This window comes from Bacillus safensis FO-36b (assembly GCF_000691165.1).
Taxonomy (GTDB): domain Bacteria; phylum Bacillota; class Bacilli; order Bacillales; family Bacillaceae; genus Bacillus; species Bacillus safensis.
In genome coordinates this window covers 219,510-244,800 of record NZ_ASJD01000003.1, presented here as the reverse complement: position 1 = coordinate 244,800, position 25,291 = coordinate 219,510, and the positions used below count along the sequence as shown (strand labels likewise).

Genomic DNA, 25,291 nt, shown 5'->3' with positions numbered 1-25,291 from the left:
CATCATGTAGTCGTAATTTCTTTTAATACATTATATAAACGTCCAGCCGCATCTGGTACTCCGAGTTCTTTTGTTAAACGGCTCATTTCGTTTAATTTTTCTTCATGACCAGCAATTTCATCAATGGCATGAAGGAGGCTCTCTCCAGAAAGCTCTGATTCTCTTAAAACGATTGCAGCGTCATGCTTTTCTAGTGATCTTGCATTGATTTCCTGGTGATTTGCCGTCACGTATGGACTTGGAATAAAAATAGTTGGAATTCCAAGGGCTGTCACTTCAGCAATCGTTGTGGCTCCCGCTCTTGCAACAATCACATCAATCGATTTCAAGTACTCCGGCATTTGATGCAAGAAAGGCTTTGTCATCATATTAGGTGCTGCACCTTTTTCCTTTAGTTCGTTCAGCACTTTTTCATAATGAACCTCACCTGTGATATATAAAAGCTGATAGTTCTTAGCCTTTAATTCATCTTGCATGTCAATAACTGCTCTATTAATCGGCGCAGCCCCCCGGCTCCCGCCAAAAATAAGAACCGTTTTTTTCTTTTCATCCAGCCCAAACTCCTTCAGAGATTTCCCCTCTTTTATAGAGACGACTTCAGAGGCTCTAGGGTTTCCCGTAAATACAACCTTTTCAGATGGAAAATGTGCCTTTGCTTCTTCAAAACAGATGGCTACCTTATCAACATACCTTGCTAAAAACTTATTTGTGATACCAGGCAGGCTGTTCTGTTCGTGAATAATGGTCGGAATTTTCAGCTTAGAAGCTGCATAAACAACAGGGCCGCACACATAACCACCTGTTCCAATGACCGCATCTGGCTTAAATTCCTTTAAGTAAGATTTGCTTTTTTGAACGCCTTTTAGAAACCTCATCACCGTTTTTACATTATCAAAGGAAAGCTTTCTTTTAAAACCTGAAATTTCTATGGACTTGAAAGGGATATTTTCTCTTTCTACAATTTTCTTTTCAAGTCCATTTTCAGTACCAATATATAAAAATTCTACATCAGGATGCAGTCTTTTCACTTCTTTAATAAAAGCTAAGGCCGGATAAATATGTCCGCCTGTTCCGCCTCCACTGATTACTATACGCATTATACCATTTCCCCTCAATTTTTTTCTGCTCTGAACAAAGTATAAACCCTGTTTTAAACAACAGGGCTCCGTTAAAACCTGTAAAGAAGAGGTAAAAAACATGTTTTCGGATACTAAAGCTGTCTTTTTCACTCTTCAAATCATTTTTTTGTACTTTTGCAAAATAAATGTCATCATGGTTTCATGAACTAGCAGCATTAATATCTAGCGTACCTGCTTACATTCAAGAGTACGCCAATGGCCATCAGCATTAATGTCAGTGATGAGCCGCCATAACTTAGGAATGGGAGCGTGATACCTGTCACAGGGATAAGTCCAGTAACAACTGCGATATTAATCATCACTTGAATGGCAACCATTGAAATAATGCCAACTGCTAGGAAACTTCCATATAAGTCTGGAGCTCCAAGTGCTATTCGTATGCCTCTCCATAATAGAACACTAAAGAGCAGCAAAATGAGTGATCCTCCTATAAAGCCAAGTTCTTCAGACAATATTGCAAAGATGAAGTCTGTTTGAGGCTCAGGTAAATAAAAGAATTTTTGTCTACTTTGACCGAGACCCATCCCGAACAAACCGCCTGGACCAACAGCGTATAAGGATTGAATAATTTGAAACCCACTGCCTAGTGGATCTTCCCAAGGATTTAAGTACGATGTAATTCGTTTTATGCGGTAGGGCGCTGATAAGACTAGTGCAGCAAATCCGCTGAGCCCTAAAAGACCGAGAAATATAAAGTGAGCAATTCTCGCACCTGAAACAAATATCATAATAATACAGGTTCCAACCATTACCGTCCCTGTTCCCAAATCTGGCTGCAGCATGATGATGGCAAATGCAGAAAACACAATGCCTAATGCTGGTGCGAAACCTTTACGAAAGGATGTGATATTTTTTTGTTTTTCAGATAAGAATTTTGCAAGAAACGCAATCATCGCAAGCTTCATAAATTCAGAGGGCTGAATACTAAACGCACCGACACCGATCCAGCTTCTTGATCCATTTCTCTCCATACCGATACCAGGAATAAGTACAAGCAGCAAAAGGAGAAAACAAACAGCAATCAATATCTTTGACCAAGTCCGCCACGTCCAATAATCGACTCGCATAATGAAAAACATCGCGATAACTCCGATTCCGGCAAACAAAAGCTGTCTTTTTGCAAAATAAAACGAATCATCAAATTTATACGATGCCCACACAGCACTAGCGCTGTACACCATAATTAAACCAATCGTCAATAAAAGTAACGTAATGACAACAAGCAAAAAGTCCGGAGAAGTTTTCTTATTCGTCAAGAGACCGACACCCCAAGCATAATTTCATTTGGGCTGTCAGTCATACGAGAGACAAGCCCTTATTTAAGCATATGCACGGCGTTTACAAACATGTCTCCACGTTCTTCAAATGTTTTATGCTGATCCCAGCTTGCACAAGCCGGGGATAATAAAATCACGTCTTCTTCTTCAGAAATGTTAAACGCCGCAGGTACTGCTTGTTCAACATTATCGACATGTTTTACGTGATGTATTCCCAGTTCTTCACCAAGCTTCACAAACTTAGGTGCCGTCTCACCAAATGTAATAATTCCTTTTACATTTTTCATAAAAGGTTTCAATTCATCAAATTCATTGCCCCGGTCAAGTCCGCCGGCTAATAAAATAGTCGGCTGCTCAAAAGCTGACAATGCTTTACTTGTTGCCAGTATATTGGTGGCTTTACTATCGTTATAGAATTTTCTGCTTTGAATTGTATCTACAAACTGCAGACGGTGCTTCACTCCACTAAATGTCGTGAGAACGTGTGCGATTGCTTCATTTGAACAGCCTGCATTTTTCACGACACAAATAGCTGCCAAAATATTTTCTTGGTTATGCTCACCAGGAAGAACAACATCCTTTAAATCGATGATATGTTCATTCATGTAGTAGATCGCACCATTTTTAATATACGCACCATGTTCTACTTGCTCTTTCACGGAGAAAAACACTTTTTTTGCTTTTGAAGCTTCAGCCAGTTTTACGACTGATGGATCATCGAGGTTAATGACTGCTATGTCATCATCCAGTTGATGTGCGTAAACTTTCTGCTTTGCTTTTTCATATTCATCACGAGTGTGGTGATAGTCTAAATGTGCATCAAAAATATTTAATATTAAGCTGATTTTAGGTCTGAATTCAACTGTTCCCATTAACTGAAAAGAAGAGAGTTCAGTTACGATCCACTCATCACCAGCTGCCTTTGCAGCGACTTCGCTGGCAACTGTGCCAATATTACCTGCCACTAAAGTTTTTTGACGGTCTTGTTTCAACATTTCATAAATCAAAGTCGTGGTAGTGGTTTTTCCATTTGATCCAGTAATCCCAATAAAAGGAGCTGAGGTTAAATGATAAGCTAATTCTATTTCCGTCCAAACTGGAATTTGGCGGCGAAGCGCCTCTTGAACCATCACATTTTCATATGGAATTCCTGGATTTTTAATTAAAATCGTAATTTCTTTATCATCGAACATACGAAGAGGATGGCTGCCGCAAATGACATCAATCCCCTTTTCAGAAAGAAGCTGAGCAGGTTCATTTTCTTCAAACGGCTTTTGGTCATTTACTATGACATTTACTCCATGCTCATGAAGAATTGAAGCTGCCGCATATCCGCTTTTTGCAAGACCTAATACTAGTACATTTTCGTTTTTTAACATTTGCATCTTATTCAATTATAACCACACCTCGATGTAAATTCCTAAAACAGCAAGTAATAAACCAGCTGTCCAGAAGGTGACAACTACTCTCCACTCAGACCAGCCAACTAACTCATAGTGGTGGTGAAGCGGACTCATCTTAAAGATTCTTTTTCCAGTTGTTTTAAAGGAGATCACTTGAAGAATAACAGATAACGTTTCGACAACAAATACTCCTCCAATAATGACAAGCAAAATTTCAAGCTTTGTTAAAATGGCAATCGCTACAATCGCTCCGCCTAAAGCAAGCGACCCTGTATCACCCATAAATACTTTTGCAGGATGCGCGTTAAACACAAGAAACCCTAGAACGGCTCCAGCAACAGCTACTGAAAAGATCGCTACATCGTACTGTGATTGATTCCAAGCCAGTATAGCAAAGGCTCCGAAGGCAATTGCAGCAGTTCCAGATAATAGACCATCCAGTCCATCCGTTAAGTTCACGGCATTAGAACCTCCGACAAGCATGAAAACGACAAGGATAAAGTAAGCCCATCCTAAATCAAAGCTGACATCTGTTCCTGGAATGCGAATCGTCGTTGCAAACTGATAATAATGGAAGACTGCATAAAAAATCACTGCGATCACAATTTGACCGATTAATTTCTGTTTCGATGTTAAACCTAGGTTTCGTTTCATCGCTACTTTAATATAATCATCTAAAAATCCTAATAGACCGTAGCCAAGCGTGACAAATAACAATAAAAACATTTCTGGACTAATCTCAGAAAATTTGTTGATCATCACAATCGTTGTAATTGTAATAGAAAAGATAATCATAATTCCGCCCATTGTCGGAGTACCTGATTTCTTTTGGTGAGACTGTGGTCCTTCTTCTCTAATACTTTGACCAAATTTAAGCCTTCTTAAAAACGGAATAAAAATCGGGGATAAAAGAACACTGATTAAAAATCCCATTATGATTGTAAACAATATCACCTGTTCAAGCATCGTTCTTTACTCCTTCCGAATTTCCAAAGCCGTTTTCCATCAGAAAATTACATTCATTATTAAGGTATTCATTCACGTTCTTCGTATGTTGTTTTTGTACAAAATGCTTCATTTCATTACACTCTTTTCATCATTTTAAGATTTGTTTAGATCTAAAATAGCGTCCATAGCAACCTTTGCATCATCAAAATCGTAAACTTGATCGCCGACGATTTGATATGTCTCATGACCTTTACCCGCTATTAAGACTGTATCGCCTTTTTTCGCATTGGCAATTGCAAAAAAGATGGCTTGTTTGCGATTCACAAAACTATGATAATATGCGTCTGGCACCCCATTTTCCATATCCTTTAAAATAGCTGAAGGATCTTCGCTTCTTGGATTGTCTGATGTAAATACAGGTTCATCTGCATACTTCACAGCGATTTGGGCCATTTGAGGACGCTTTGTTTTATCACGGTCACCGCCGCAGCCTATCACACAGAAAATTTTGCCCTCTGTTAATTCTCTACACGTTGTCAGGACATTTTCTAAGCTGTCAGGTGTATGGGCGTAATCGACAATAACAGGAAAATCTTGATCACAGTTCACAAGTTCAAATCGGCCTTTGACTCCCTCCAGCTCTTCAATAGCACTTACAATCGTTTCAAATGTTAAGCCAGATACGATCCCTACTGATACAGCTGCTAGGATGTTGTACACATTAAACTTACCGATGAGGGCAACTGTCACATTTTTTGTGCCAATTGGAGTGATCAAATCAAATTGAGTTCCCTTCGGTTTGATTTGAATATTCTTTGCCATCACATCTGCTTTTTGCTCTAAGCCATATGTCATGACTTCAGCAGCTGTAACTTTTTCATAATAACTCGAAGCGTCATCATCTGCATTTAAAATCGCATGCTTTGGCTTATCGTGATGAAAGGCACTGCCAAGCTGTGAAAATAGCAAGCTTTTCGCATGTTTATATTCTTCCATTGTGTTGTGGTAATCAAGATGGTCCTGCGAAAGGTTTGTGAAAACGGCAATATCATAATCACATCCATGTACCCTGCCAAGATGCAGTGCATGTGATGAAACTTCCATAATGGCTGTGTCTACATCTTGGTCAAGCATCTGTTTAAAGGTTTTCTGAAGTGTGACACTTTCAGGTGTAGTGTTTTTCACATCGAGAATGTCATCATTCACCTTCATATACATTGTACCGATTAAGCCTGTTTTCTTTTCAGCTTTTCTCATCATTTGTTCAATCATGTGTGTTGTCGAAGTTTTTCCGTTTGTTCCTGTGATCCCGATGAGATTCAGCTTATGAGTTGGCTGCTCGTAAAACGCATCAGCTATTCTTGCAAGAGCTCTTTGAGAGTGTTTTACAATAATGACTGGTACATCTGATATGTTAAGAGGGTGTTCTGCTACAATCGCTGCAGCCCCGCTTTTCACCGCTTTTTCAGCATAATCGTGTCCATCTACTGTATAGCCTTTTATACAGACAAAAAGGCTTCCTTTTTTCACCTCTCTTGAATCCATTTCAATGGAAGTGATATCAGGATTTTCGTTTATTAATTCGTCATTTTCACTTTTAAAGTATGTAAGGAGTTCTTGTAATTTCATTTCATATCAAACCTCTCAAATTCGTTCACGTGCATGTCTTGTGAAAAAAACACACAGTCTATATTTTATCGTAAAAAAAAGGATACATCCAGCGTATTCCTTAAGTTTCTCTTGGAAAAAACACACTTTAGGCTCTTTTTTTCAAACAGACCTTCTCTTTCAACAAAAAGAGGCAGCCGAATGAGTGCGGCTACCCTCTGTTCATTCTTTATTATTCATCGTTTAAGTATAATCTGATGGTGGAGCCTTCCTTGACCTTTGTCCCGGCAGCAGGTGATTGCTTCACCACTTTACTGCCCGTTCCAGAAGCATCGATCTTAAGGTTAATCAGTAAGGATTCAAGGTCTGAAACAGATCCCCCTACAAGATTCGGTACTTCAATGGTTTTTGTGTCCAGCCACTGGTACTTCTTTTCAATTTGTCCTTTTCTTTTTTTCACACCCATCTCAGGCAGGCTGTCCCGCATAATATGACCCACAATTGGTGCAGCAACTGTCCCGCCAAATTGAATAGTGCCTTTCGGGTTATCTACAGCCACATATACAACGATACTTGGATCATCAGCAGGCGCAAACCCGATAAACGACACAATGTGGTTATTTTCCATGTACTTGCCGTCTTTTACTTTCTGTGCTGTCCCTGTTTTTCCGCCAACTCGATATCCTTCAACAAATGCATTTCGGCCAGTTCCTTGAGCGACTACACTTTCAAGCGCATATCTGATTTCTTTGGATGTTTCTGCTGAAATCACTTTCTTTTTGGCAATCGGTGATTGCTTTTTCACTACCTCTTTTGTGATTGGATCTATCCATTCTTTTGCAATGTACGGCGTGTAAAGTGTTCCGCCATTTACCGCAGCTGCTACGGCAGCTACTTGCTGTATCGGCGTAACAGATACACCTTGACCAAAGGCAGTTGTCGCCTGCTCTACAGGACCAACCCGGTCCAGCGGGAACAAAATACCTCGTCCTTCCCCTTGAAGATCGATTCCTGTTTTTTGGCCAAACCCGAAATTTTTAATATAGGAAAATAATTTATCCTTTCCTAGACGGTCGCCTAGTTCAACAAAACCGGGGTTACAGGAGTTTTGAACCACTTCTAAAAATGACTGTGATCCGTGGCCGCCTTTTTTCCAGCACCTAAGTCTTGCACCATCAACTGTCACAGAACCGCTGTCAAAAAAATGATCACGTTTTAAATTGACTTTTTTCTCTTCTAGTGCTGCTGCAAGCGTAATAATTTTAAACGTCGAACCTGGCTCATATGTGCTCCACACCGGTAGATTTCGGTTAAACACTTTCGAGTCAACTGATTGATAATCCGCTGGATCAAAATCCGGTCTGCTCGACATCCCAAGCACTTCACCGTTCTTCGGGTTCATCGCAATTGCAATCATCCCATCTGGGTTATATTTTGCCTGCGCATTGTCTAATTCCCGTTCTATAATGGTTTGCACCTTCGCATCGACAGTTAACTTCATATCAAGACCATCTTTAGGCGGTGTATAATCATCTGCTTCATCTGGCATTTTCTGCCCTTTTGCATCGGAATAGAACTTCACAGAGCCTTTTTCACCTTTTAGGTCATCATCATAATAGGCTTCCAGTCCAAGTAACCCTTGATTATCAATTCCAGCGAAGCCCAGCACATGAGAAAGAAAACTGCCAAACGGATAGTGTCTGATGCTGTCTTCTGCAACATAAACACCATCTAAATCAAGCTCTCTGACTTCTTTTGCTTTTTCATGAGATACTTTTCTCCCTTCTGGAGAAATTCGTTCGATGGATGTTTTCTTTGTGACGTGCTTGTACGCTTTCTCTTCAGACATATTCAGTACTGCCGCCAGTTTTTTGCTTGTTTCTGCCGGATCTTTAATTTGCCGCGGGACGACCAATATAGATGGGGCACTTTTGTTCGTCGCAAGCTCTACCCCATTTCGGTCCAAAATATCTCCCCTTTCTGGTTCGAACGGGAGGTTCCGGCTCCATGAATCTTTTGCTAAGCTTGTGAGCTTCTCGCCCATAATAAACTGTACATATCCTAATCTAGTATCTATGATGAAAAAAATGATCACCCCAAACAGCAGCACGAAAAGCAATCGTTTTCTCACTGTTACACTTGATACTCGCACGCCTGGTTCACTCCTTACATACATATGGCTTGTTTCCATCATATGCAGGCCCGTCCTTATGTAGAACGTCTCGTCTATCCCGCTCGGCAAAAGAAAAAACCTAGCAAGTGGTTTGCTAGGTTTTGCAGTTAATTCGGACTTTTAAATGTCACAGTGACGACTTCATCTGAAATCTCCGATCCTCTTTTCACACTTTGTTTGACAGCATATCCTTGTCCCTTTGTTTCGATATGCACACCGGAAATGGATGCATATTGAAGGACTTCCCGTCTCGACCAGCCTGTCATATCAGGCATTTTTATCGTTTTTCCTGCTGTTTTCAAGAAAACTTTCTGGCTTTCAGAGAATTCAGAGCCTGCACTTGGCCACTGTCGTTTAATGGAGAGGCCGTCGCCGATGACAACAGGCGTTAAGTTTTTGTTTTTGGCTTCTGTTTCCGCCTGCTTCACTTCTAAATCTAAGAATGAAGGCATTGTTTCTTGCTTCACTTTTTGTTCGCCTGATTTTTTATCGTCTGTTTTTGTTGGTGCAATATTTAAATATAGCAGACTATTTTTCATCACTGGGTTAAAAATTTGTGCAACTGGGGCAGAGCCAGTTTCTGTGTCAGACAGCTGCGGCTGCTGTACAGCTACATAAACGAGCAGCTTCGGATCATCTTTTGGCGCCATTCCCATAAATGAAAAGACGTAATCGTTTCTTCCTTTGAGATAACCGCCGGCACCGCCAATTTGTCCTGTTCCTGTTTTCCCAGCAACGTCAAATCCTTTGATTTGGTAAGGCTGGCCTGTTCCAATCTTCGAGGAAACCACCTCACCTAAAATGTCACGGACTTGCTTTGCTGTATCAGAGGAAATTGGCTTTCCAGCTACTGTTGGTTCGTGCTGTAAAATTGTTTTGTTTGTGTTCGGGTCTGTAATATGATCAATGACATATGGCTTCATCATCGTTCCGCCGTTTGCTATCGCTGTCGCTGCTTCTATTTGTTGAATCGGTGTAATGGCAGACGCTTGACCGTAAGCCGTCGATGCTTTGTCATATTCGTATCTGTAATTGATTTTACTAGACGCTTCGTTCGGCAAGTCAATACCTGTTTTGTCATAGAAATGGAACTTCTGCAAATATTGTTCGTAGCGCGTGAAGCCTAGTTTTTCTTTTGCCAGCTTTGCAAAAGCTACGTTAGACGAACGGAGAACACCTTCATGAAAGTCAATTTTTCCCCAGCCATTTCCATTGTTGTGGTCTCTTACAAGGCCTCCTCCTACTTTATAAGTACCAGATTGATATTTATCATTGCCTTGGTAGACCCCTTCTTGGATTGCTGCAGCAAGTGTGAAGATTTTCATCGTTGAACCTGGTTCAAACGCATATGAAATGACATCATTGTTATAATTCGTAATGTCTAATTCATTTAAATTAAAGCTTGGCCGCTGTCCCATCGCGAGCACCTTTCCCGTTTTTGGGTCAACGACTGTGGCAATGATTTTCTTCGGTTTATATTTTTTGGCAACCTGCGTCATACTTTCTTCAAGGAACGCCTGGATTTTTTGATCGATGGTCAGCGTGACATTTTTCCCATCCTTCGGAGCGACAATGTCTTCTTTACTATTTGGAAGAGCCCATCCGCTTCTGTCACTGTTATATGTCACATAGCCGTCTTTTTCTTTTAAAAATTTGTTCAGCGCCTTCTCAAGTCCCATCGCGCCTGACATGTCCTTCGTTGCCTCATCTAATCTTGCATAACCGATCAGATTCGACGCAAACATGCCGTTTGGATAATATCGCTTCGTGTCTTTTTCAAATGCGATCCCTGGAAGCTTTAGCTTTTCAATTTTTTCCTTTGTTGAAAAACTGATGTCTTTCCCAGCTTTACCAAACTCCACTTGGAACGCACCTTTAGTATTCAGACGCTTTAAAATTTCGCTTTCACTCATATCAATGACTTTTGACAGCTCTTTTGCTGTCTTTTCTTTGTCGACGACATGCATCGGGTGCTTTGGGTCGACTGTCATTTTCTTGCTCATGACCGCAATGAGCTTATAAACAGACGTATCCTCTGCAATCACATTTCCATTTCGGTCTAAAATAGACCCTCTTTTGGCTTCAAGTGTTTTCTTCGATTGATATTGTTCATTTGCCTTTGCGGCTAACACTTGGCCATCGACCGTTCCTGTAATCTGAATATAGATAAAACGTGCAAGGATGATAAAGAAAAACAGGGCGAAGCAAATACTCGCAATTGCCGCGCCTCTGTTCATCATTTTATTCTTTTTAGGCATCGCCATCTTAATCGACCTTCTTAACATCTTTCGAAATGCTTAAGCCTGCTTTTTTCGCAGTATCAATGACTCTCTCCGGTTCACTCAGCAAGTCTTTTTCTTTTTGAAGCTCAGTGATCTTCTTCGATTCTAAAGATACTTGCTGTTCTAATTTCTGGACTTCAATATTAGCGTGATAGACAGCAAAGGCTTTAGAAATGATGAGAATGGAGCTGCACATAAGAGCCATGACAAACATGACAAGTAAGATTTTTTCACCAAGTGTGATAGAACCTCTTCTTTTAATAACAACCGATTGGCCTTGCTGCTCTGTTTGATATTGTTTTACTTCTCTTTGGTAAGCCAAATTACTCATAAGAAACCTCCTTTTTATCATCATCTATGGTGTCGTTTTACTTTTTTTCTGCAATTCGGAGCTTCGCTGAACGGGCACGGTTGTTATGTTCCAGCTCTTGTTCTGATGCAACGATTGGTTTTCTCGTGATCAGCTTCAGCTTTGGTTCAAGTCCTTCTGGAATCACTGGTAGTCCGTGCGGAAGTTCTGGAAGAGAAGACATTTCTTTAAATGTACTTTTACAAATCCGGTCTTCAAGTGAATGGAATGTAATGACAGAAATTCTCCCCTTCGGATTGAGTAACTCTATTGCTTGTTCTAGTGCTTCTTCAAAAACTTTCAATTCATCATTTACGGCAATTCGGATCGCTTGAAACACTCTTTTTGCTGGATGTCCGCCAGTTCGTCTTGCAGGTGCGGGAATTCCTTCTTTGATAATGTCGACAAGCTCACCTGTAGTTTCAATTGGTCCTTTTTTTCTAGCTTCTTCAATTTTGCGTGCGATTTGCTTGCTGAATTTTTCTTCCCCATATTTGTAGAAAATCCGAACTAGATCTTCAAATGGCCATTCATTCACCACTTGTTTTGCCGACAATGCGGCTGTTTGATCCATTCGCATGTCAAGAGGTGCATCATGGTGATAACTAAAGCCTCTCTCTGGTGTGTCGAGCTGAGGAGATGAAACCCCAAGGTCAAAAATCACACCGTCTACGCTTGTAATACCTTGTTCATTCAGACGTTCTTTTAAATATCGGAAGTTGCTTTTTATGAAAAGAATGTTCGCTTTAGAATCCGCGAGCTTCTCTCGTGCATGATCCAGTGCAGCATCGTCTTGGTCAAATCCAATCAATGTACCTTTTTCTGATAGTTGAGATAGTAAATATGAGCTATGACCTGCTCCGCCTAGCGTGCAGTCTACATATGTACCGTCTTCTTTGACGTTTAAACCGTCAACTGTTTCTTTTAATAATACTGTCTCATGTTGGAACATGATGTTATGGTCCCACCTTTTTCAAATAGAAATGAATGTGTAGAAAGCTTGCTGCACAAGGGATTATTATATATCAAATCCAATCATGTTTTCAGCAATTTCAGCAAAAGAATCTTCTTGCTCTTCTGTATATTGTTCCCAGATCGACTTACTCCACAACTCAATTCGATTTGAAACGCCGATGACCACACATTCTTTTTCGAGTTTTGCATATTGGAGTAGGTTTGATGCGATGTTAATACGCCCCTGCTTGTCCAGATCGCATTCAACTGCGCCAGAGAAGAAGAACCGGGTAAACGCACGTGCATCTTTTTTCGTTAGCGGCAGTGCTTTGAGTTTCTCTTCGATTAGTTTCCACTCACTCATAGGGTAGCCAAATAAACATTGATCAAGCCCTCTCGTCAGCACAAACTGTTCTCCGAGACCGTCTCTAAATTTAGCAGGGATGATCATGCGCCCTTTTGTATCAATCGTATGTTGGTATTCACCCATGAACATGATAATCAGAGCCCCACTTTCTCACCCTTACTCTCCACTATCCACCACTTCTCTCCACAAAACTTATTTTACACTGTTTCTACATAAAAAAAAACCCTGAACTAGTCAGGGTTCATTAAAACTTTATTTCAAAGTTTGACAATTTGCTGCTTGTTTTGAAATGAAAATGGCAGATTTTTGAACGTTTTGAAGAATTCTGGACCATATTTGTTTAAAAAGTACATGATATTCCAAATTCTTTCTTGCGGGGCATCTAATGGTTTTAAGCTGTTTTCAATCCGTTCAAAATCTCGAAGGATATATCCTTCCTTCTCTTCCACACGCTGCGCCACCTTTTGATAAACAAATTGAAGCTGGTCTTCGATAAATTTGGCATTTTTATCTAGCAGCTGTTCGAAGTTTGGTTCAACCTCCAGTGCTTCTTGCCTCAGTACGCCATGAACATTCGCTAATTCACGTTTCGCCTGATCAACGGCTTGAACAAAGCTGTCTGGAAGGCTTTGCTCAAAGTGAGCCTCTTTCTTTTCTTTTACTCCGTTTGTGAGCACTTCTTCAAGAGAAAGTTCTCTGACCGGCAGCTTCTTATCGATGTGCCTTTCAAGAATGGTCACGTGCAGTCTTGGAAGAACGGGTGCCATCTTTAATTCAAAATGCTCAAAAATTCCTTTCAGTTCTCCCCAATAGTTGACTTCACCGTGGCCTGCCATAAAAGCAAGTGTTGGGAGAAGGGTTTCCTGCATTAAGGGACGCGTCACCACATTGTTGCTGAACCGTTCTGGGTGCTCCTCAATTTCCTGCAAAAGCTCTTCTTTTGTCCACGTAAGCCCCACTTCTGATATAGAAAACTGGCCGTTTTCTTTTTCAATAAGGAAACGCTCTTCATCATATTCGTAAAACAGGTTCGCCTGATTGTCACCAGCTTCTATGATAGGCTGATATCCCGCTCGTTTCATGGCAGCCTGCGTTTCATTCAAACGAGCTGTGACCGCATCATTTGTCTCAACAATATGCTTGAATAACGTACGCTCAAGTGGTTTGACGCCTAAGTCTCCTGAATTAAATAGAAGCAGTCCATCTTCTTCAAAAAGGTCGCATACAATCCATTCAAAGAAATCCGTAAATGTTTGTGATTTGCGTAAACATCGAAGAAGCTGATCAAGCAAGTCATTTGTATACGCAGATTCTTCATATGTTGAAAACACATCGCGGAGCCATTTCTCTGTTTTTTCTTGATGCAGAGGTGTTCTTTTGGCAGCAGTTTTTTTGACGTTATGTAATGGCAGCTTTTGCTTGACTGGACCTTTTTCGCCAGATGTGTAGACAAAATTAATTTCATCTACGTCATGATCCTCACCTGCTACCCAAAAGACTGGAATCACAGGAACGCCAAGCACTGATTCTTTTTCTTTTGCGAACTGAATAATGGATATGATTTTATGTATGGTATAAAGCGGTCCTGTCAGTAGGCCTGCCTGCTGTCCTCCAACCACCATGACACTCCGTTCATCACGGATCTTTTCAATGTTCTGACGCATCGCTGTCGATTCAAACTTTGCGTGGTATGCGCTCATATAATCCGCTAAAGCCTCGCGCGGGAAGCTCATTTCCATGAGATCGTCGTATCTTTTTTTCCATGTGTGCTCAGAATGTATATCATAATCAAAAAAAGCAGTCATCTCTTTTTTTTCTTCTATATAATCACGTATGAATAAATTCTGACTTCGGATGGAAAGTTCAGTCAATTGCATGTTTAGAACTTCCTTTCTTCAATAAATAGTTAGTTTCCCGAAAAAAGTATAGCATGTAAATGAGCTCACTCAAAAGATTTTGTTTGCTTTTTTTCCAATACTTCCAAGCTTCGATTGAAGAAAGTAAGATGTGGCGCCAGAATTTCTTGAGCTTGAGCCTTTTTTAAAAGATAGCCAACGATGGCTTTTCTTTCGGTTTCACGGCCTTTGACGATATCTTGAAGCATTGACGATTGATTGGCGGCCGTTTTCTTACAAATGGAAACGACGTGTGACCAGAGCCGCTCTTTTTCAGCCAGACCTAGAATGGACAATGCTTCCTCAAATGCACATTTCATCATGTATTCATATGCAGGAGTTGCGATCAATTCTCCATTTTTCACATGCAATAAAGCCGTGAGCGGGTTAATACAGACATTGACCAGCAGTTTTTCCTCCAGCACTTTTTTCCATTCATCCGTATAAATCATCTGAAATTGGGCCGGCGTTTCATTCAAAGCATTTCTCACATCAGCTGCATCCTCAGGATGAAAAGCCCCCCACTTGATGACACCAATCCCTGTATGGTTTACTGCATGATCTGATACCTTCATCGCCCCGTGCTCTACAACACCGATATATATCGAATGCGGCGTGTCCCAGTTTTCTAAATCTAATAAGTGGGCCATGCCATTTTGTAAAAATAAGATTCGTTGACGAGGTAATGTGGATAGTTCATCAAGCACCTCTTGCAGCTGGTGATATTTCACCGTCACAATCAGCAGATCAAATACTCCTGTAATCCCTGCCCTTGCCTCCGCAGACGCCAGGAATGTGTCTCCTTTTACCGTTCGCTTAATACCTGATGTTCGAATCTTCTCTGCTTGTTCTTTTCTTCTTGTCAAAACAGTGATGTCATGATGCTGTGATAAATAACTGGCACAAAGCAGACCAATCGCACCGCCGCCAATGATTCCAATGTTCAACTGCCGCACTTCCCTTTTTCTGTTTACTTCATCATATCAACCATTTTAACAGTTTCAAGCCGCGATGCAAAAAGCAGATGGCGCGCCGCGATTGAATTTTTTTAATTTAAAAACTATAATAATAAGTGTAAAAACTTTTTGAGGCGGATGGGATGAAAACGCCTTCAACGACATCACTGTCAACATTATGTGTGTAAGGGGGAAGATCATATGACACAAGTAAAACGACTTCTAATCAATTACAAAACTTTAGAGGAATTTAAACAATTTAAGGAATATGGCATACAAGAACTATCCATGCTTGAAGACCTTGAAAGTAATATGATTGAAAATGACAGCAACTCTCCATTTTACGGGATTTATTTTGGAGATAAGCTGGTTGCACGTATGAGCCTTTATCAAGTGGACGGCTCGACGACAACGTATTTTGACCACAATCATGATTATTTAGAGCTGTGGAAGCTGGAAGTGCTTCCTGGGTATCAGCGTAAAGGGTACGGCGAGGCACTTGTTGATTTCGCCAAATCTTTCGGACTGCCAATCCGGACCAATCCACGCGTCAAATCTGCTGGTTTTTGGGATAAAATGGGCTTTGAAGCGGTAAAATATGATATGGAACGCGACAAAGGTGAAAATCCACTCATCTGGGAACCTGCCCATATTCAAAAGAATACAGGTGAATCCGCTTAATCACTGATGGCAAAACGCCCCTCCTTTCTCTGTGAGGGGCGTTTTCTTATTTAGCATATTCTTTTAAGTTGATATTCTGTTTGACTCTTTCAACAATCCCAATAAGTGCCCGGTAGTCTTCTTCTGTCATTTTTAATTGCCGCTTCAAATGTTCATTTTCTTCTGTGAGCGACTTCAGTTGATGCTGCGTGTCCGCCAGTTCTTCGCGTAAATAAGCTGAGCCAGCCGGTTCTTTTTCAAGCTTCTCTAAAAACTGAATCACTTCTCGCAAGGTCAATTCAGCCTGATCTGAAGATGCCTTCTCTTCTATGGTTAGCGTATTTTGCGGTAAACCCGAGGAATGAATTCCAATCTTTTTACGCAGTTCTTTCCGCTGTTTTTTCGCCAGCTCAATGCCTGCCTGATATTGTTTTCTGACGTATGAGTTCCATCTGAATCCACATGCTGCCGCTGTTCTTGACAATGCTTTCCCGACTTCCTCAAATGCGGAAAGCTGCGTTCCTCCATCTCGAATATGCCTTAAGACGACTTCTGCTAAAAGTAAATCTTCATCTTGTGTCCATGCGTCCTGCCTTGTAATCGTCAATTGATCATCCCCCCTGAATCTGAATACCACATCATATGCGCTTACTAGAGTAGATAGACTATTTGCAGGAGAGAAACCTAAAAAATAGACAAATAAAAAAACGCAAGGGAAGATTCCCTTACGCTTTTTTATCAAGCATTAGTTGCTTTTTACGTCTTTGCCTTTGTATGTTCCGCAAGATTTGCAGACACGATGAGAAATTTTCATTTCACCGCATTCTGGGCAAGCTACCATACCAGGTACTTGTAGTTTGAAATGCGTACGACGCAATCTTTTTTTCATTTTAGAAGTTCTTCTAAAAGGTACAGCCATTATTCCCACCTCCTTAAAGAGTTAAGATTCATTATTTTCTTCTAAGAGCTTCTTCAAGCCTTCCAGACGCGGATCAATTCGGTTTTGATGTGCATCTTCCGAAATGACCGCCCAGTCATTCCCTTCCTGTGGCGCAGCACCTTTTACGTCTGTTTGGTCGCAAAAGATTTGCATCGGCACTTCAAGAAGAATTTCTTCCTTGACTATAGGCGTTAAGTCGATGATATCGTCTTCTACAACAGATACGTCTTCATCTTCTATATCGTCTGTCTTATGAAGTACAAATAGTTCTTTCGTTGAAATCGCAAATGGATAATTTACATCAACAAGCGTTCTTGAACAAGGCAGTGTCATTTCACCTGTGATGGTTAAATCAAATGCGACTTGCTTTGATTCGATCACTCCAGTCCCTTTCACCTCTACCGGTGAAATACGACGTATATCTGAATGAAGGCTAGTAAGTTCATTTAAGTCAACCGTCTCATGAAAATCGAAGCTGTTTTTAGCTTTTTGATGTAACTGATAAACTGTCCATTTCAATTGTATCACCTCTAAGAGCAACAAACATGATTATAGCTTTCATCATGCTATTTGTCAATATTTTTTCTTTACAGTCCTTTGTGATGTCAGAGCGTTGTTTGACATCAGTTCACGGAATGCCTACACTGAAAAAAATGGGCTTCATTTTTCCCTTATGCTACTGTAGCATAGACCATTTAACCATAGCAAGAAAGGCGGAACATCTATTGAAAGCAACAGGAGTTGTTGTCGAGTACAATCCATTTCATTATGGACATGCCTATCATGTTCGCCAGGCGAAAACACATACCTCCTCAGATGTAGCCATTGCCGTCATGAGCGGATCCTTTCTCCAGCGCGGAGAGCCCGCTATCGTCTCAAAATGGGCACGAACAAAAATGGCATTGCAAAACGGTGTAGACATCGTGTGTGAGCTTCCATACATATATGCAGTGCAAAAGGCAGAAACCTTTGCAAACGGCGCTGTGTCTATTCTAGATGCTTTAAAATGCCGCTCCCTTTTTTTCGGAAGTGAGGACGGAGACATCAAAGCATTTGAGCGAACAGCGCACGCTTGGCATGAGAAAAAAGAAGAAATCGACCTTTTCACAAAAGCAAAGGTAAAAGAAGGTCTTAGTTATCCGGCTGCCGCTGCCGCTGCGTTTCAAGAGGTCATTGATCCGAAACACTTACTGGATCTGTCTAGGCCTAATAACATTTTAGGCTTCCATTATGTCAAAGCCATCTTAGAGAGATCTCCTCACATAGAGCCCTTTACCTCTCAAAGAATTGCATCCGGTTATCATGATCAAGAGCTTCCTAAACATCAGAAAATCGCAAGCGCTACAAGCATCCGAAAAGCCTTAAAAGAGAATGGGTCATTTGAAACTGTCGCCTCTTATCTCCCGGCAGCCTCGCTTAAGCAATTACATGACTATTATTCTTCTTATGATCTTTTACATACGCAAGAAGACTATTTCAGCTTCTTAAAACATGTGTTTCACACAATGGATACAGCAGAATTAGAAGGCATCTATGAAATTGAAGAAGGCATCGAACACCGCATGCAAAAGGCGATCACACATGCGTCCACCTACGAGGAATATCTATCACTTGTGAAAACAAAACGATATACGTGGACAAGGCTGCAGCGGATGAATACGCACCTTTTAATGAGGGTGAAGAAAACTGTTATGCATGAGCTGCTAAAGGAGAAACACGCGCCATACATTCGTTTACTTGGTATGTCAAAGAAAGGTCAGCAATACTTATCTCTTGTCAAAAAGGAATTGGACGTACCGCTTGTCAGCAAGCTGTCTTCCTTTTCACATCCTGCCCTTGATCTTGACATTCGCGCTTCCCGCGTCTTCAGCCTTCCCATCAGCGAACCAATGCAAACAAAGTTAACAGAAGCAGAATTTAAAACCTCACCGATCCGCTATGATCAAGAGACTGGTCTCTTCCAATCTCGATAAAAAGAGCAGCCTAAGGCTGCTCTCTGATTGTTGACAAAGGGCTAAAATGATCTTTATTTTATCCCTTTGTCTTCTTTTCAGCGTGATAGAAAACCTTTGAAGTCTAGGAAGGGCGAGCACCGGAACGGAGCGAATTTGACATTCGTGAGTACCGGCGCAGAGACCTGACACCGAATGCGAGGGTTTGTCTACACGCTGAGAGCAGCCTTGATAAGGGCTGCTCTTTTTTCACTTAAGATGCTTTCTCTTTTAACTTGTTTAAATAGTTCAGTGCGTCCTGCATTGTGTCCACAGGAACGATTTTCATCTTACTTTTAATATCTTTCGCTGTTTTCACTGCATTTTTGTAGTCTGAATTTGGATCACCTTTATCGTTTGGTGCAAAGAAGATATCTTTTCCTGCTTTATCTGCTGCAACAACCTTTTGATCTATTCCGCCAATTGGCCCGACCGTACCATCAGCGTCTATCGTTCCAGTCCCTGCAATCGCATAGCCATGTGTTTCGTCTTCTTTTGTCAGCTGATTATAAATTTCAAGTGACATCATTAAACCTGCCGACGGGCCGCCGATATTTTCAATATCCACCTTAATAGATGGCGACACTTTCACATTTCGGTCTGTAAATAAAGATACGCCAATTCCGACTCGATTCGGCTCTTCTTTAAAAGGTTTTAACTTCACTTTCTGCGTGATATCCTTGCCGTTTCGTTCAAGGACAAAACGGACAGATGTACCAGCTTTTTGACGGCTGATATACGACACCATTTTATCAGCAGAATCATACGTCTTGCCATCAACGCTTTTAATCCGGTCGCCCACTTCAATTTTGCCATAAGCAGGCATGCCTTTCATGACGTAGCTCGCATATACCCCATTAAACGTATAATCTACTTTTTTGCCTGCTTTTGTATACGCTGCAATCATGGCATTTTCTTGAGAGCTTTTCATCAGCTGAAGCTGTCTTTTCATATAATCTTCATCCGACTCTCCGTCCGCTTTAATATTTTCTTCTGGGACGATCTCGTCATATTTATTCATTTTCGCAAGTAAATACGTATACGGATTGGCTGGACCTACTTTTATCGTCATAAGAGAGAAGCTGCCCTTCTCGCCGTATCCACCATCCACTTGAATGTGAGGGGCAATCTCTGTTGCATCACCCGGCTTTGTCACGTAATACGGCAGTTTAACAAAAGTTAAGCCAAATAAGACAAGAACAATAACAAAAAAGCTGAGCCAGCGAATATTCAATTTTTTCATTCGATTAACACTCCCATTTATCAATGACATCTTTCAGTTCACCTGCTAATTGGTCTGCGGCGAGCTCACCAGCTTCAATCATCTCCTGAACCTGTGTGAATGAACTGGAGCTGAATGTTTCAAGCCTCGGCCGAATCATGAGATCTGCATGAATGGTTTGATGACGGACCAATTCATTTTGAAGGATGTCCAAACTTTGCATAATCACATCCGATAATCTCGTCGCCTTTTCTGTTTTTTTCACCCTAGATACATCAGAGGCGATAATAAGGTCTGCGCCCATTTCTTTTAAAACAGACACAGGAATGCGGTCAACAACCGCTCCATCCACTAGTTGTCTGCCGCCCATTTCATGAGGAACAAACACGCCTGGAATGCTGATGCTTGCTCTGACTGCTTGTGAGACAGACCCTTCTTTAAACACAACCTTCTCCCCTGTTTCGAGGTCACAGGCAACCACCGCAAGGGGCATTCTTAATTCTTCGAATTTTTTCCCATATGTAAACGTGTGAATCAGCTGCAAAATTCGATTTCCTTTTAAAAGACCGATTTTTGGCAGTGTATAGTCAGCATAATACTTTCTTCTGAAGACAAGTGCAAGTTTTTTCATTTTTTCTACGTCTTGTCCTGCCGCATAAAAGCTCCCAACAAGTGCGCCAATACTGCTTCCAGCGATCATATCTACCTGTATCCCTTGCTTCTCAAGACTAGACAAAACCCCGATATGCGCCATTCCCCTCGCACCCCCGGAGCCTAGTGCAAGCCCGATGACCGGTCGCTTCATGAAAATCCACCCTCCTCTTTCTATGCATATATACGAATCTATAGGTCTAAACATGCCCCTACTGCTCGTATAGTAATAGAAGACAGGCTCGGCTAGTTTCTTTTTCTATAATCACGAGCTCGCCAATAGATCATAACGGCAAGGGGCGAAATCTCCATGAAAAAATGGAACACTCTGTTCATCGCTGCTTTTTTTATTTTCTTAACAGCCACTGTGATTACACACCCACAAGCCTCTTTGCAAGCATCGAAAAATGGACTTGCAATGTGGTGGGAGGTTGTATTTCCATCATTGCTTCCTTTTTTTATTTTATCCGAGCTATTAATTAGTTTTGGGATTGTCAGATTTGTCGGGGTATTATTAGAGCCATTTATGCGCCCCATCTTCCGGGTGCCGGGTGTAGGAGGATTTGTACTGGCTATGGGAATGGCTTCAGGGTTTCCTTCTGGTGCGAAATTAACGACAAGACTGAGGCAGGAAAGGCAGCTGACGCGGATCGAAGCAGAGCGTCTCGTTTCCTTTACAAATTCATCGAATCCATTGTTTATTTTCGGTGCGGTGGCTGTTGGTTTTTTTCATCATCCAGCTTTAGGCATTGTATTGGCCAGCGCTCATTATTTAGGGAATCTCGCTGTTGGTGTGACGATGAGGGGATATAAAGCGCGGCATGATGCACACCTAAGAAGCCGAAAGAAGTTTTTATTCCCGCCGTTTAAAGAGGCATTCAATGCTCTTCATACAGCAAGACTCGCAGAGAAAAGACCGCTCGGCCAAATTTTAAGTGATGCAGTCATGTCATCAGTCCAAACACTCTTTATGATTGGCGGCTTTATTATCTTATTTTCTGTGTTTAGCAAAATGCTTTCAGTTGTCCATGTGACAGACCTTTTATCTATCGGGCTCGGATATATGCTGCAAACGATGCATCTTCCGCCAGAATTAGACCTTGCCATGATTGCCGGTTTATTTGAAATCACATTAGGAAGCCAGATGACGGGGTCACAGGAAGTCACCCTTCTCGCTAAAACCATTGTCGTCAGCTTTATTTTAGGATTCAGCGGGTTTTCTGTTCAAGCCCAAGTCGCCGGCATTTTAGCTGCAACCGATATCCGCTTTAAACCGTTTTTCTTCGCCCGTTTGCTTCACGGAATTTATGCAGCTGTTTTTGCCTTTTTATTATTCAAGCCTCTTTATGTCTCTCGATCAAACATGGCTCTCCCAGCGGGCGCCTTTGATGCAAGCCAGCAGGTCGTCATGTTCAGCAGCGTGCTTTGGAATCAGCTTGTGAAAGCCGGTCCCTTCATCACACTTTGCAGTATGATAGTGTATATCGCGCTATACTATCGGAAATTAAAAAATGGATGAGTGCCGGGTGCACTCATCCATTAAATTTTTCCTTCAGCGCTGCTTCTACCTCTTTTGGTACAAGATCGTTGACTGCTCCATGATATTTCGCTACTTCTTTGACAATGCTGGAGCTTAAGAAGGAATATTGATTGTTGGTCATCATAAAAAACGTTTCAATTTCATCGTCTAACACTTTGTTCATTGAGGTGCCTTGCATCTCATACTCAAAGTCCGTCACAGCTCTTAGTCCGCGTAAAATAACTTTGGCTTCTTTTTGCTTCGCATAATCAACAAGCAGACCGTGAAACGATTCAACTTTGATATTTGGCAGCTCCTTCGTTGCTTGGCGAATAAGCTCACACCGTTCTTCAACAGTAAATAACGGTTTTTTAGATGAATTATTTAGTACACATACATACACTTCATCAAAAATCTTTGCACCTCTTTTGATGATATCCAAATGCCCCAATGTAACTGGATCGAAGCTGCCCGGACAAACGGCTATGTTCCCCATGCTAATTTCCCCGCTTTCTATAGATCGTAATACCAGTCAATCCGTACAGTTCCTGTCTTGTGATGTGGAGCTGCCCTGCTTCTTCTGGTAGCTTCACATCTTTATCATGCTCACACACGATCACGCCGTCATCTGTTAACAAGGCGTGCTCGTCAATCATTTCAAGAAGTGCTTTTAGCTGTTGATCTTTATAGGGCGGATCAAGGAAAATGGCTTGAAAGGATTCCTCTCGTTTCACAACAGCTGCAAGTGCACGCTTTGCTTCATTTCGAAACACTTCACTTTGATCCATTAGCGACAATTGATTCAGGTTTCCTTTAATCGTCTGAATCGCCTTTATATCTCGATCAACAAATATGCAATGATCGAATCCTCTAGAAAGCGCTTCAATCCCTAAACCACCGCTTCCTGCAAATAAATCAAGAGCCCATCCGCCATCAAAATACGGGCCGATCATATTAAATATTGATTCTTTTACTTTATCTGTCGTCGGTCTTGTTGATTGACCTGGTACCGCTTTAAGTGTGCGGCCTTTTCTCGTTCCAGAGATGACTCTCATTTTTCCACCACTTTTTCTACTTGCTTCTATTCGTCATTGTTTATGACAAAAAATTCAACATTATCTTACCACATCACTCCTCAAGGAACAATGCGCGGATATTCATTCATTTTCTATGTATAGATCAAGAAATCCGGGGTCATACTACTTATAACAGCATCTGATGTGGTGCTGTTGCCAACCGCGGAGAAGACTTACGTTTCCCCATAAGTTCTTCCTCCGGTTTCTCCTCTCCCTTTGCCTTCTCCTTAATGAATCATTAAGAATAGAAGGACCCCGCGGGTGATGCCGCGGGGATTTTTTTGTGTCTTTAAAAGCCCACCTTATAATCATACTCTTTTGCTTTGTCCAATTTGGATTCGTACTCTAATTTAATAAAAGGTTTATATGAAGGCTCAACACGTTTCACAAATGGTAACGAGCTGAGTTTAGCCATATGGCGCTCAAGATCATCCATATCACAATAGATCACAGCATATTTCATTTTCCTTGAAATATAGTGAACATTCCCGAATTTTCTTAGCGCTTTTGACTGCTTTAACGAATGCAGCCAGACGACCATCCCTTGACGTTTGGTTTCCATCTTTTCACCTGCCGCTTTTCAATTCTTTTCATTCATTATGTAAAAGACGAGACATTCAAGTCTCGTCAAGATACTTTACAGCCGCAGCTGCCACCTGATCCACAGCCACCGCCGCATGATGATAGACCATCAAAATATGGGTTCCCTGTTGGAACTTTAATATATGCTGATACAGCTTGACCGATTTCAATACTAATCTCATCTAAGATGGATTGAATCGCTGTTTCTGCTTTTTTGAAATCAACCACTGTATCGTGAAGATCTAGCTTTCTTTTGACCTCACGCATTTCCTTTGAGATCGTTCTATAGTCCGGATGATATTTGCCGAACCGCTGCACATCCTCATACTGCTCTTTTACTTTTGTAAAATGGGCAATAATTTGTTGGGCTTCTTCGTCTTGCTGGAGACGCTTAAAGCAGTTGCGGTAATGTTCAGCCTCCTCCGACTGAAGAATCATGGCAGCCAATTGATTTGCTTCCTCTTGGAGCTCCACAGATTCGATTGTCGCATACATAAATGTTGCACCTCCAATTCATAGTTTACCACGAAACCTATGGATCAGAAAATGCTTTTACGTGACAAATACATCCCATGTTTCTCTTTTCTGTTTATATTCAGGATGACGGGAATTCAGCACAACAGTCATTTTATGCTTTCCTTTTGAAAGATGCTTGACCACAAATGCCGCGGTATACTCATTCCCTGCACGTTTCCCGTCTACATACACTGTGAAATATCCCGCCTTCTCGTTCTTTTTCAGACGCTTTGGCTGAAGATGAAAATCTTGAAGTGTACTTTCTATATAGACAGACGACCCTTGCACTTTGTATTTCAAAAAGCCTTGCTGCTTCATTTCGCTTTGGGCTTGCTGCATGACTGGTACTGCTGGGTCTTGCTTAATCACTTGCTTTTCTTCATGTTGACTTTGACACCCGGTGACAAGAAAAAGCAATGCGCCTATTGACAGCATCCATTTCATCATCTGATTCTCCTTTCATCTACTTTTATAGGATGCTCAGGAAATAGACATCTTAATCAACTCAAAAAAAGCCTCAACCGGCTCCATTTTGATTGCGCATTGCTTGGAACATTTGAATCATCATTTCAGCCATTTGGACGCTATTGCTCAACTGACTCACACGATGAGGAATGGTTTTTTCGTAAAAGTTCATTTTATCTAATTCAAAGGACGTTAGATTTTCAGGATGTCGCGTCAGCTGTCTGTACCAGATAGGACGCTGCCTTATGAATTTGATTCGCTCCTCTTCGGCCATGACAAATTCCTGTACTTCTTTTCGCACCAGAAGCATCCCCTTTC

Annotated in this window: 26 protein-coding genes; 3 read left to right on the top strand and 23 right to left on the bottom strand. The window is 41.3% G+C overall.

Going from position 1 to position 25,291, the window contains the following annotated elements; translation table 11 throughout:
- Positions 1-2: 2 nt before the first annotated feature.
- The 12 genes from murG to BA81_RS09060 all read right to left on the bottom strand — a co-directional run bounded on the left by murG (position 3) and on the right by BA81_RS09060 (position 15,342).
- Complete coding sequence (murG, locus tag BA81_RS09115; RefSeq protein ID WP_034281684.1) at positions 3-1,097, bottom strand: undecaprenyldiphospho-muramoylpentapeptide beta-N-acetylglucosaminyltransferase; 1,095 nt, start codon at positions 1,095-1,097, stop codon at positions 3-5.
- A gap of 197 nt (positions 1,098-1,294) precedes the next feature.
- Positions 1,295-2,395: a stage V sporulation protein E gene (spoVE, locus tag BA81_RS09110; protein ID WP_024424259.1), complete on the bottom strand. Its 1,101-nt coding sequence runs from the start codon at positions 2,393-2,395 to the stop codon at positions 1,295-1,297.
- 59 nt (positions 2,396-2,454) lie between these two features.
- On the bottom strand, positions 2,455-3,801 hold the full coding sequence (murD, locus tag BA81_RS09105) for a UDP-N-acetylmuramoyl-L-alanine--D-glutamate ligase (protein ID WP_034281957.1): 1,347 nt from the start codon (positions 3,799-3,801) through the stop codon (positions 2,455-2,457).
- Positions 3,802-3,810: 9 nt separating this feature from the next.
- Positions 3,811-4,785: a phospho-N-acetylmuramoyl-pentapeptide-transferase gene (gene mraY, locus BA81_RS09100; RefSeq protein WP_003211854.1), complete on the bottom strand. Its 975-nt coding sequence runs from the start codon at positions 4,783-4,785 to the stop codon at positions 3,811-3,813.
- A 135-nt stretch (positions 4,786-4,920) separates the two neighbouring features.
- The gene (locus tag BA81_RS09095; RefSeq protein WP_034281683.1) at positions 4,921-6,396 is read right to left on the bottom strand and encodes a UDP-N-acetylmuramoyl-L-alanyl-D-glutamate--2,6-diaminopimelate ligase; all 1,476 of its coding nucleotides are present in this window, start codon (positions 6,394-6,396) and stop codon (positions 4,921-4,923) included.
- Positions 6,397-6,607: 211 nt separating this feature from the next.
- Complete coding sequence (locus BA81_RS09090; RefSeq protein WP_024424263.1) at positions 6,608-8,527, bottom strand: stage V sporulation protein D; 1,920 nt, start codon at positions 8,525-8,527, stop codon at positions 6,608-6,610.
- A gap of 128 nt (positions 8,528-8,655) precedes the next feature.
- A complete protein-coding gene (locus tag BA81_RS09085) occupies positions 8,656-10,806 on the bottom strand; it encodes a penicillin-binding protein (protein ID WP_034281955.1) in 2,151 nt (716 codons plus the stop codon).
- Positions 10,807-10,813: 7 nt separating this feature from the next.
- Positions 10,814-11,161 (bottom strand): cell division protein FtsL, encoded by a 348-nt coding sequence (gene ftsL / locus BA81_RS09080; RefSeq protein ID WP_024424265.1) that lies wholly within the window; start codon positions 11,159-11,161, stop codon positions 10,814-10,816.
- A 37-nt stretch (positions 11,162-11,198) separates the two neighbouring features.
- Positions 11,199-12,131, bottom strand: coding sequence for a 16S rRNA (cytosine(1402)-N(4))-methyltransferase RsmH (gene rsmH, locus BA81_RS09075; protein ID WP_034281682.1), 933 nt, complete (start codon positions 12,129-12,131; stop codon positions 11,199-11,201).
- Between the two features lie 66 nt (positions 12,132-12,197).
- On the bottom strand, positions 12,198-12,629 hold the full coding sequence (gene mraZ / locus BA81_RS09070) for a division/cell wall cluster transcriptional repressor MraZ (RefSeq protein WP_003211163.1): 432 nt from the start codon (positions 12,627-12,629) through the stop codon (positions 12,198-12,200).
- A gap of 128 nt (positions 12,630-12,757) precedes the next feature.
- Positions 12,758-14,377, bottom strand: a complete 1,620-nt coding sequence (gene bshC, locus BA81_RS09065) for a bacillithiol biosynthesis cysteine-adding enzyme BshC (RefSeq protein ID WP_034281681.1) — start codon at positions 14,375-14,377, stop codon at positions 12,758-12,760.
- A gap of 65 nt (positions 14,378-14,442) precedes the next feature.
- Positions 14,443-15,342 (bottom strand): 2-dehydropantoate 2-reductase, encoded by a 900-nt coding sequence (locus BA81_RS09060; protein ID WP_034281680.1) that lies wholly within the window; start codon positions 15,340-15,342, stop codon positions 14,443-14,445.
- A 210-nt stretch (positions 15,343-15,552) separates the two neighbouring features.
- Here BA81_RS09060 and BA81_RS09055 point away from each other — a divergent pair, with 210 nt between their 5' ends.
- Positions 15,553-16,032, top strand: coding sequence for an N-acetyltransferase (locus BA81_RS09055; protein ID WP_007499784.1), 480 nt, complete (start codon positions 15,553-15,555; stop codon positions 16,030-16,032).
- Positions 16,033-16,078: 46 nt separating this feature from the next.
- On the opposite strand, the gene gerR is transcribed toward BA81_RS09055, so the two are convergent.
- The 3 genes from gerR to BA81_RS09040 all read right to left on the bottom strand — a co-directional run bounded on the left by gerR (position 16,079) and on the right by BA81_RS09040 (position 17,470).
- A complete protein-coding gene (gerR, locus tag BA81_RS09050; RefSeq protein ID WP_034281678.1) occupies positions 16,079-16,618 on the bottom strand; it encodes a sporulation-specific transcriptional regulator GerR in 540 nt (179 codons plus the stop codon).
- A gap of 138 nt (positions 16,619-16,756) precedes the next feature.
- Positions 16,757-16,930 carry a 50S ribosomal protein L32 gene (gene rpmF / locus BA81_RS09045; RefSeq protein WP_008354700.1) on the bottom strand — a complete coding sequence of 58 codons (174 nt, stop codon included), beginning with the start codon at positions 16,928-16,930 and terminating at the stop codon, positions 16,757-16,759.
- 21 nt (positions 16,931-16,951) lie between these two features.
- A complete protein-coding gene (locus BA81_RS09040) occupies positions 16,952-17,470 on the bottom strand; it encodes a YceD family protein (RefSeq protein WP_019743276.1) in 519 nt (172 codons plus the stop codon).
- A gap of 206 nt (positions 17,471-17,676) precedes the next feature.
- Here BA81_RS09040 and BA81_RS09035 point away from each other — a divergent pair, with 206 nt between their 5' ends.
- Positions 17,677-18,924, top strand: a complete 1,248-nt coding sequence (locus tag BA81_RS09035; RefSeq protein WP_034281954.1) for a nucleotidyltransferase — start codon at positions 17,677-17,679, stop codon at positions 18,922-18,924.
- Positions 18,925-19,156: 232 nt separating this feature from the next.
- Here the strand turns inward: BA81_RS09035 and BA81_RS09030 are convergent, their stop codons facing one another.
- Positions 19,157-20,185, bottom strand: coding sequence for a SepM family pheromone-processing serine protease (locus BA81_RS09030; protein ID WP_025092533.1), 1,029 nt, complete (start codon positions 20,183-20,185; stop codon positions 19,157-19,159).
- A gap of 4 nt (positions 20,186-20,189) precedes the next feature.
- Positions 20,190-20,969 (bottom strand): patatin-like phospholipase family protein, encoded by a 780-nt coding sequence (locus tag BA81_RS09025; RefSeq protein ID WP_034281674.1) that lies wholly within the window; start codon positions 20,967-20,969, stop codon positions 20,190-20,192.
- Positions 20,970-21,125: 156 nt separating this feature from the next.
- Here BA81_RS09025 and ylbJ point away from each other — a divergent pair, with 156 nt between their 5' ends.
- On the top strand, positions 21,126-22,334 hold the full coding sequence (gene ylbJ / locus BA81_RS09020) for a sporulation integral membrane protein YlbJ (protein WP_034281671.1): 1,209 nt from the start codon (positions 21,126-21,128) through the stop codon (positions 22,332-22,334).
- A 13-nt stretch (positions 22,335-22,347) separates the two neighbouring features.
- Here ylbJ and coaD read toward each other — a convergent pair whose 3' ends face one another.
- The 6 genes from coaD to BA81_RS08990 form a co-directional block, all read right to left on the bottom strand.
- The gene (gene coaD / locus BA81_RS09015; RefSeq protein WP_024424274.1) at positions 22,348-22,830 is read right to left on the bottom strand and encodes a pantetheine-phosphate adenylyltransferase; all 483 of its coding nucleotides are present in this window, start codon (positions 22,828-22,830) and stop codon (positions 22,348-22,350) included.
- A gap of 1 nt (position 22,831) precedes the next feature.
- Positions 22,832-23,389, bottom strand: a complete 558-nt coding sequence (rsmD, locus tag BA81_RS09010) for a 16S rRNA (guanine(966)-N(2))-methyltransferase RsmD (RefSeq protein ID WP_024426916.1) — start codon at positions 23,387-23,389, stop codon at positions 22,832-22,834.
- 310 nt (positions 23,390-23,699) lie between these two features.
- Complete coding sequence (locus BA81_RS09005) at positions 23,700-23,972, bottom strand: YlbG family protein (protein ID WP_024424276.1); 273 nt, start codon at positions 23,970-23,972, stop codon at positions 23,700-23,702.
- 65 nt (positions 23,973-24,037) lie between these two features.
- On the bottom strand, positions 24,038-24,487 hold the full coding sequence (gene ricF, locus BA81_RS09000; protein WP_007499807.1) for a regulatory iron-sulfur-containing complex subunit RicF: 450 nt from the start codon (positions 24,485-24,487) through the stop codon (positions 24,038-24,040).
- 57 nt (positions 24,488-24,544) lie between these two features.
- Positions 24,545-24,952, bottom strand: coding sequence for a hypothetical protein (locus BA81_RS08995; RefSeq protein WP_034281669.1), 408 nt, complete (start codon positions 24,950-24,952; stop codon positions 24,545-24,547).
- Between the two features lie 73 nt (positions 24,953-25,025).
- Positions 25,026-25,274 carry a YlbE-like family protein gene (locus BA81_RS08990; protein WP_024424278.1) on the bottom strand — a complete coding sequence of 83 codons (249 nt, stop codon included), beginning with the start codon at positions 25,272-25,274 and terminating at the stop codon, positions 25,026-25,028.
- Between the last annotated feature and the right edge of the window lie 17 nt (positions 25,275-25,291).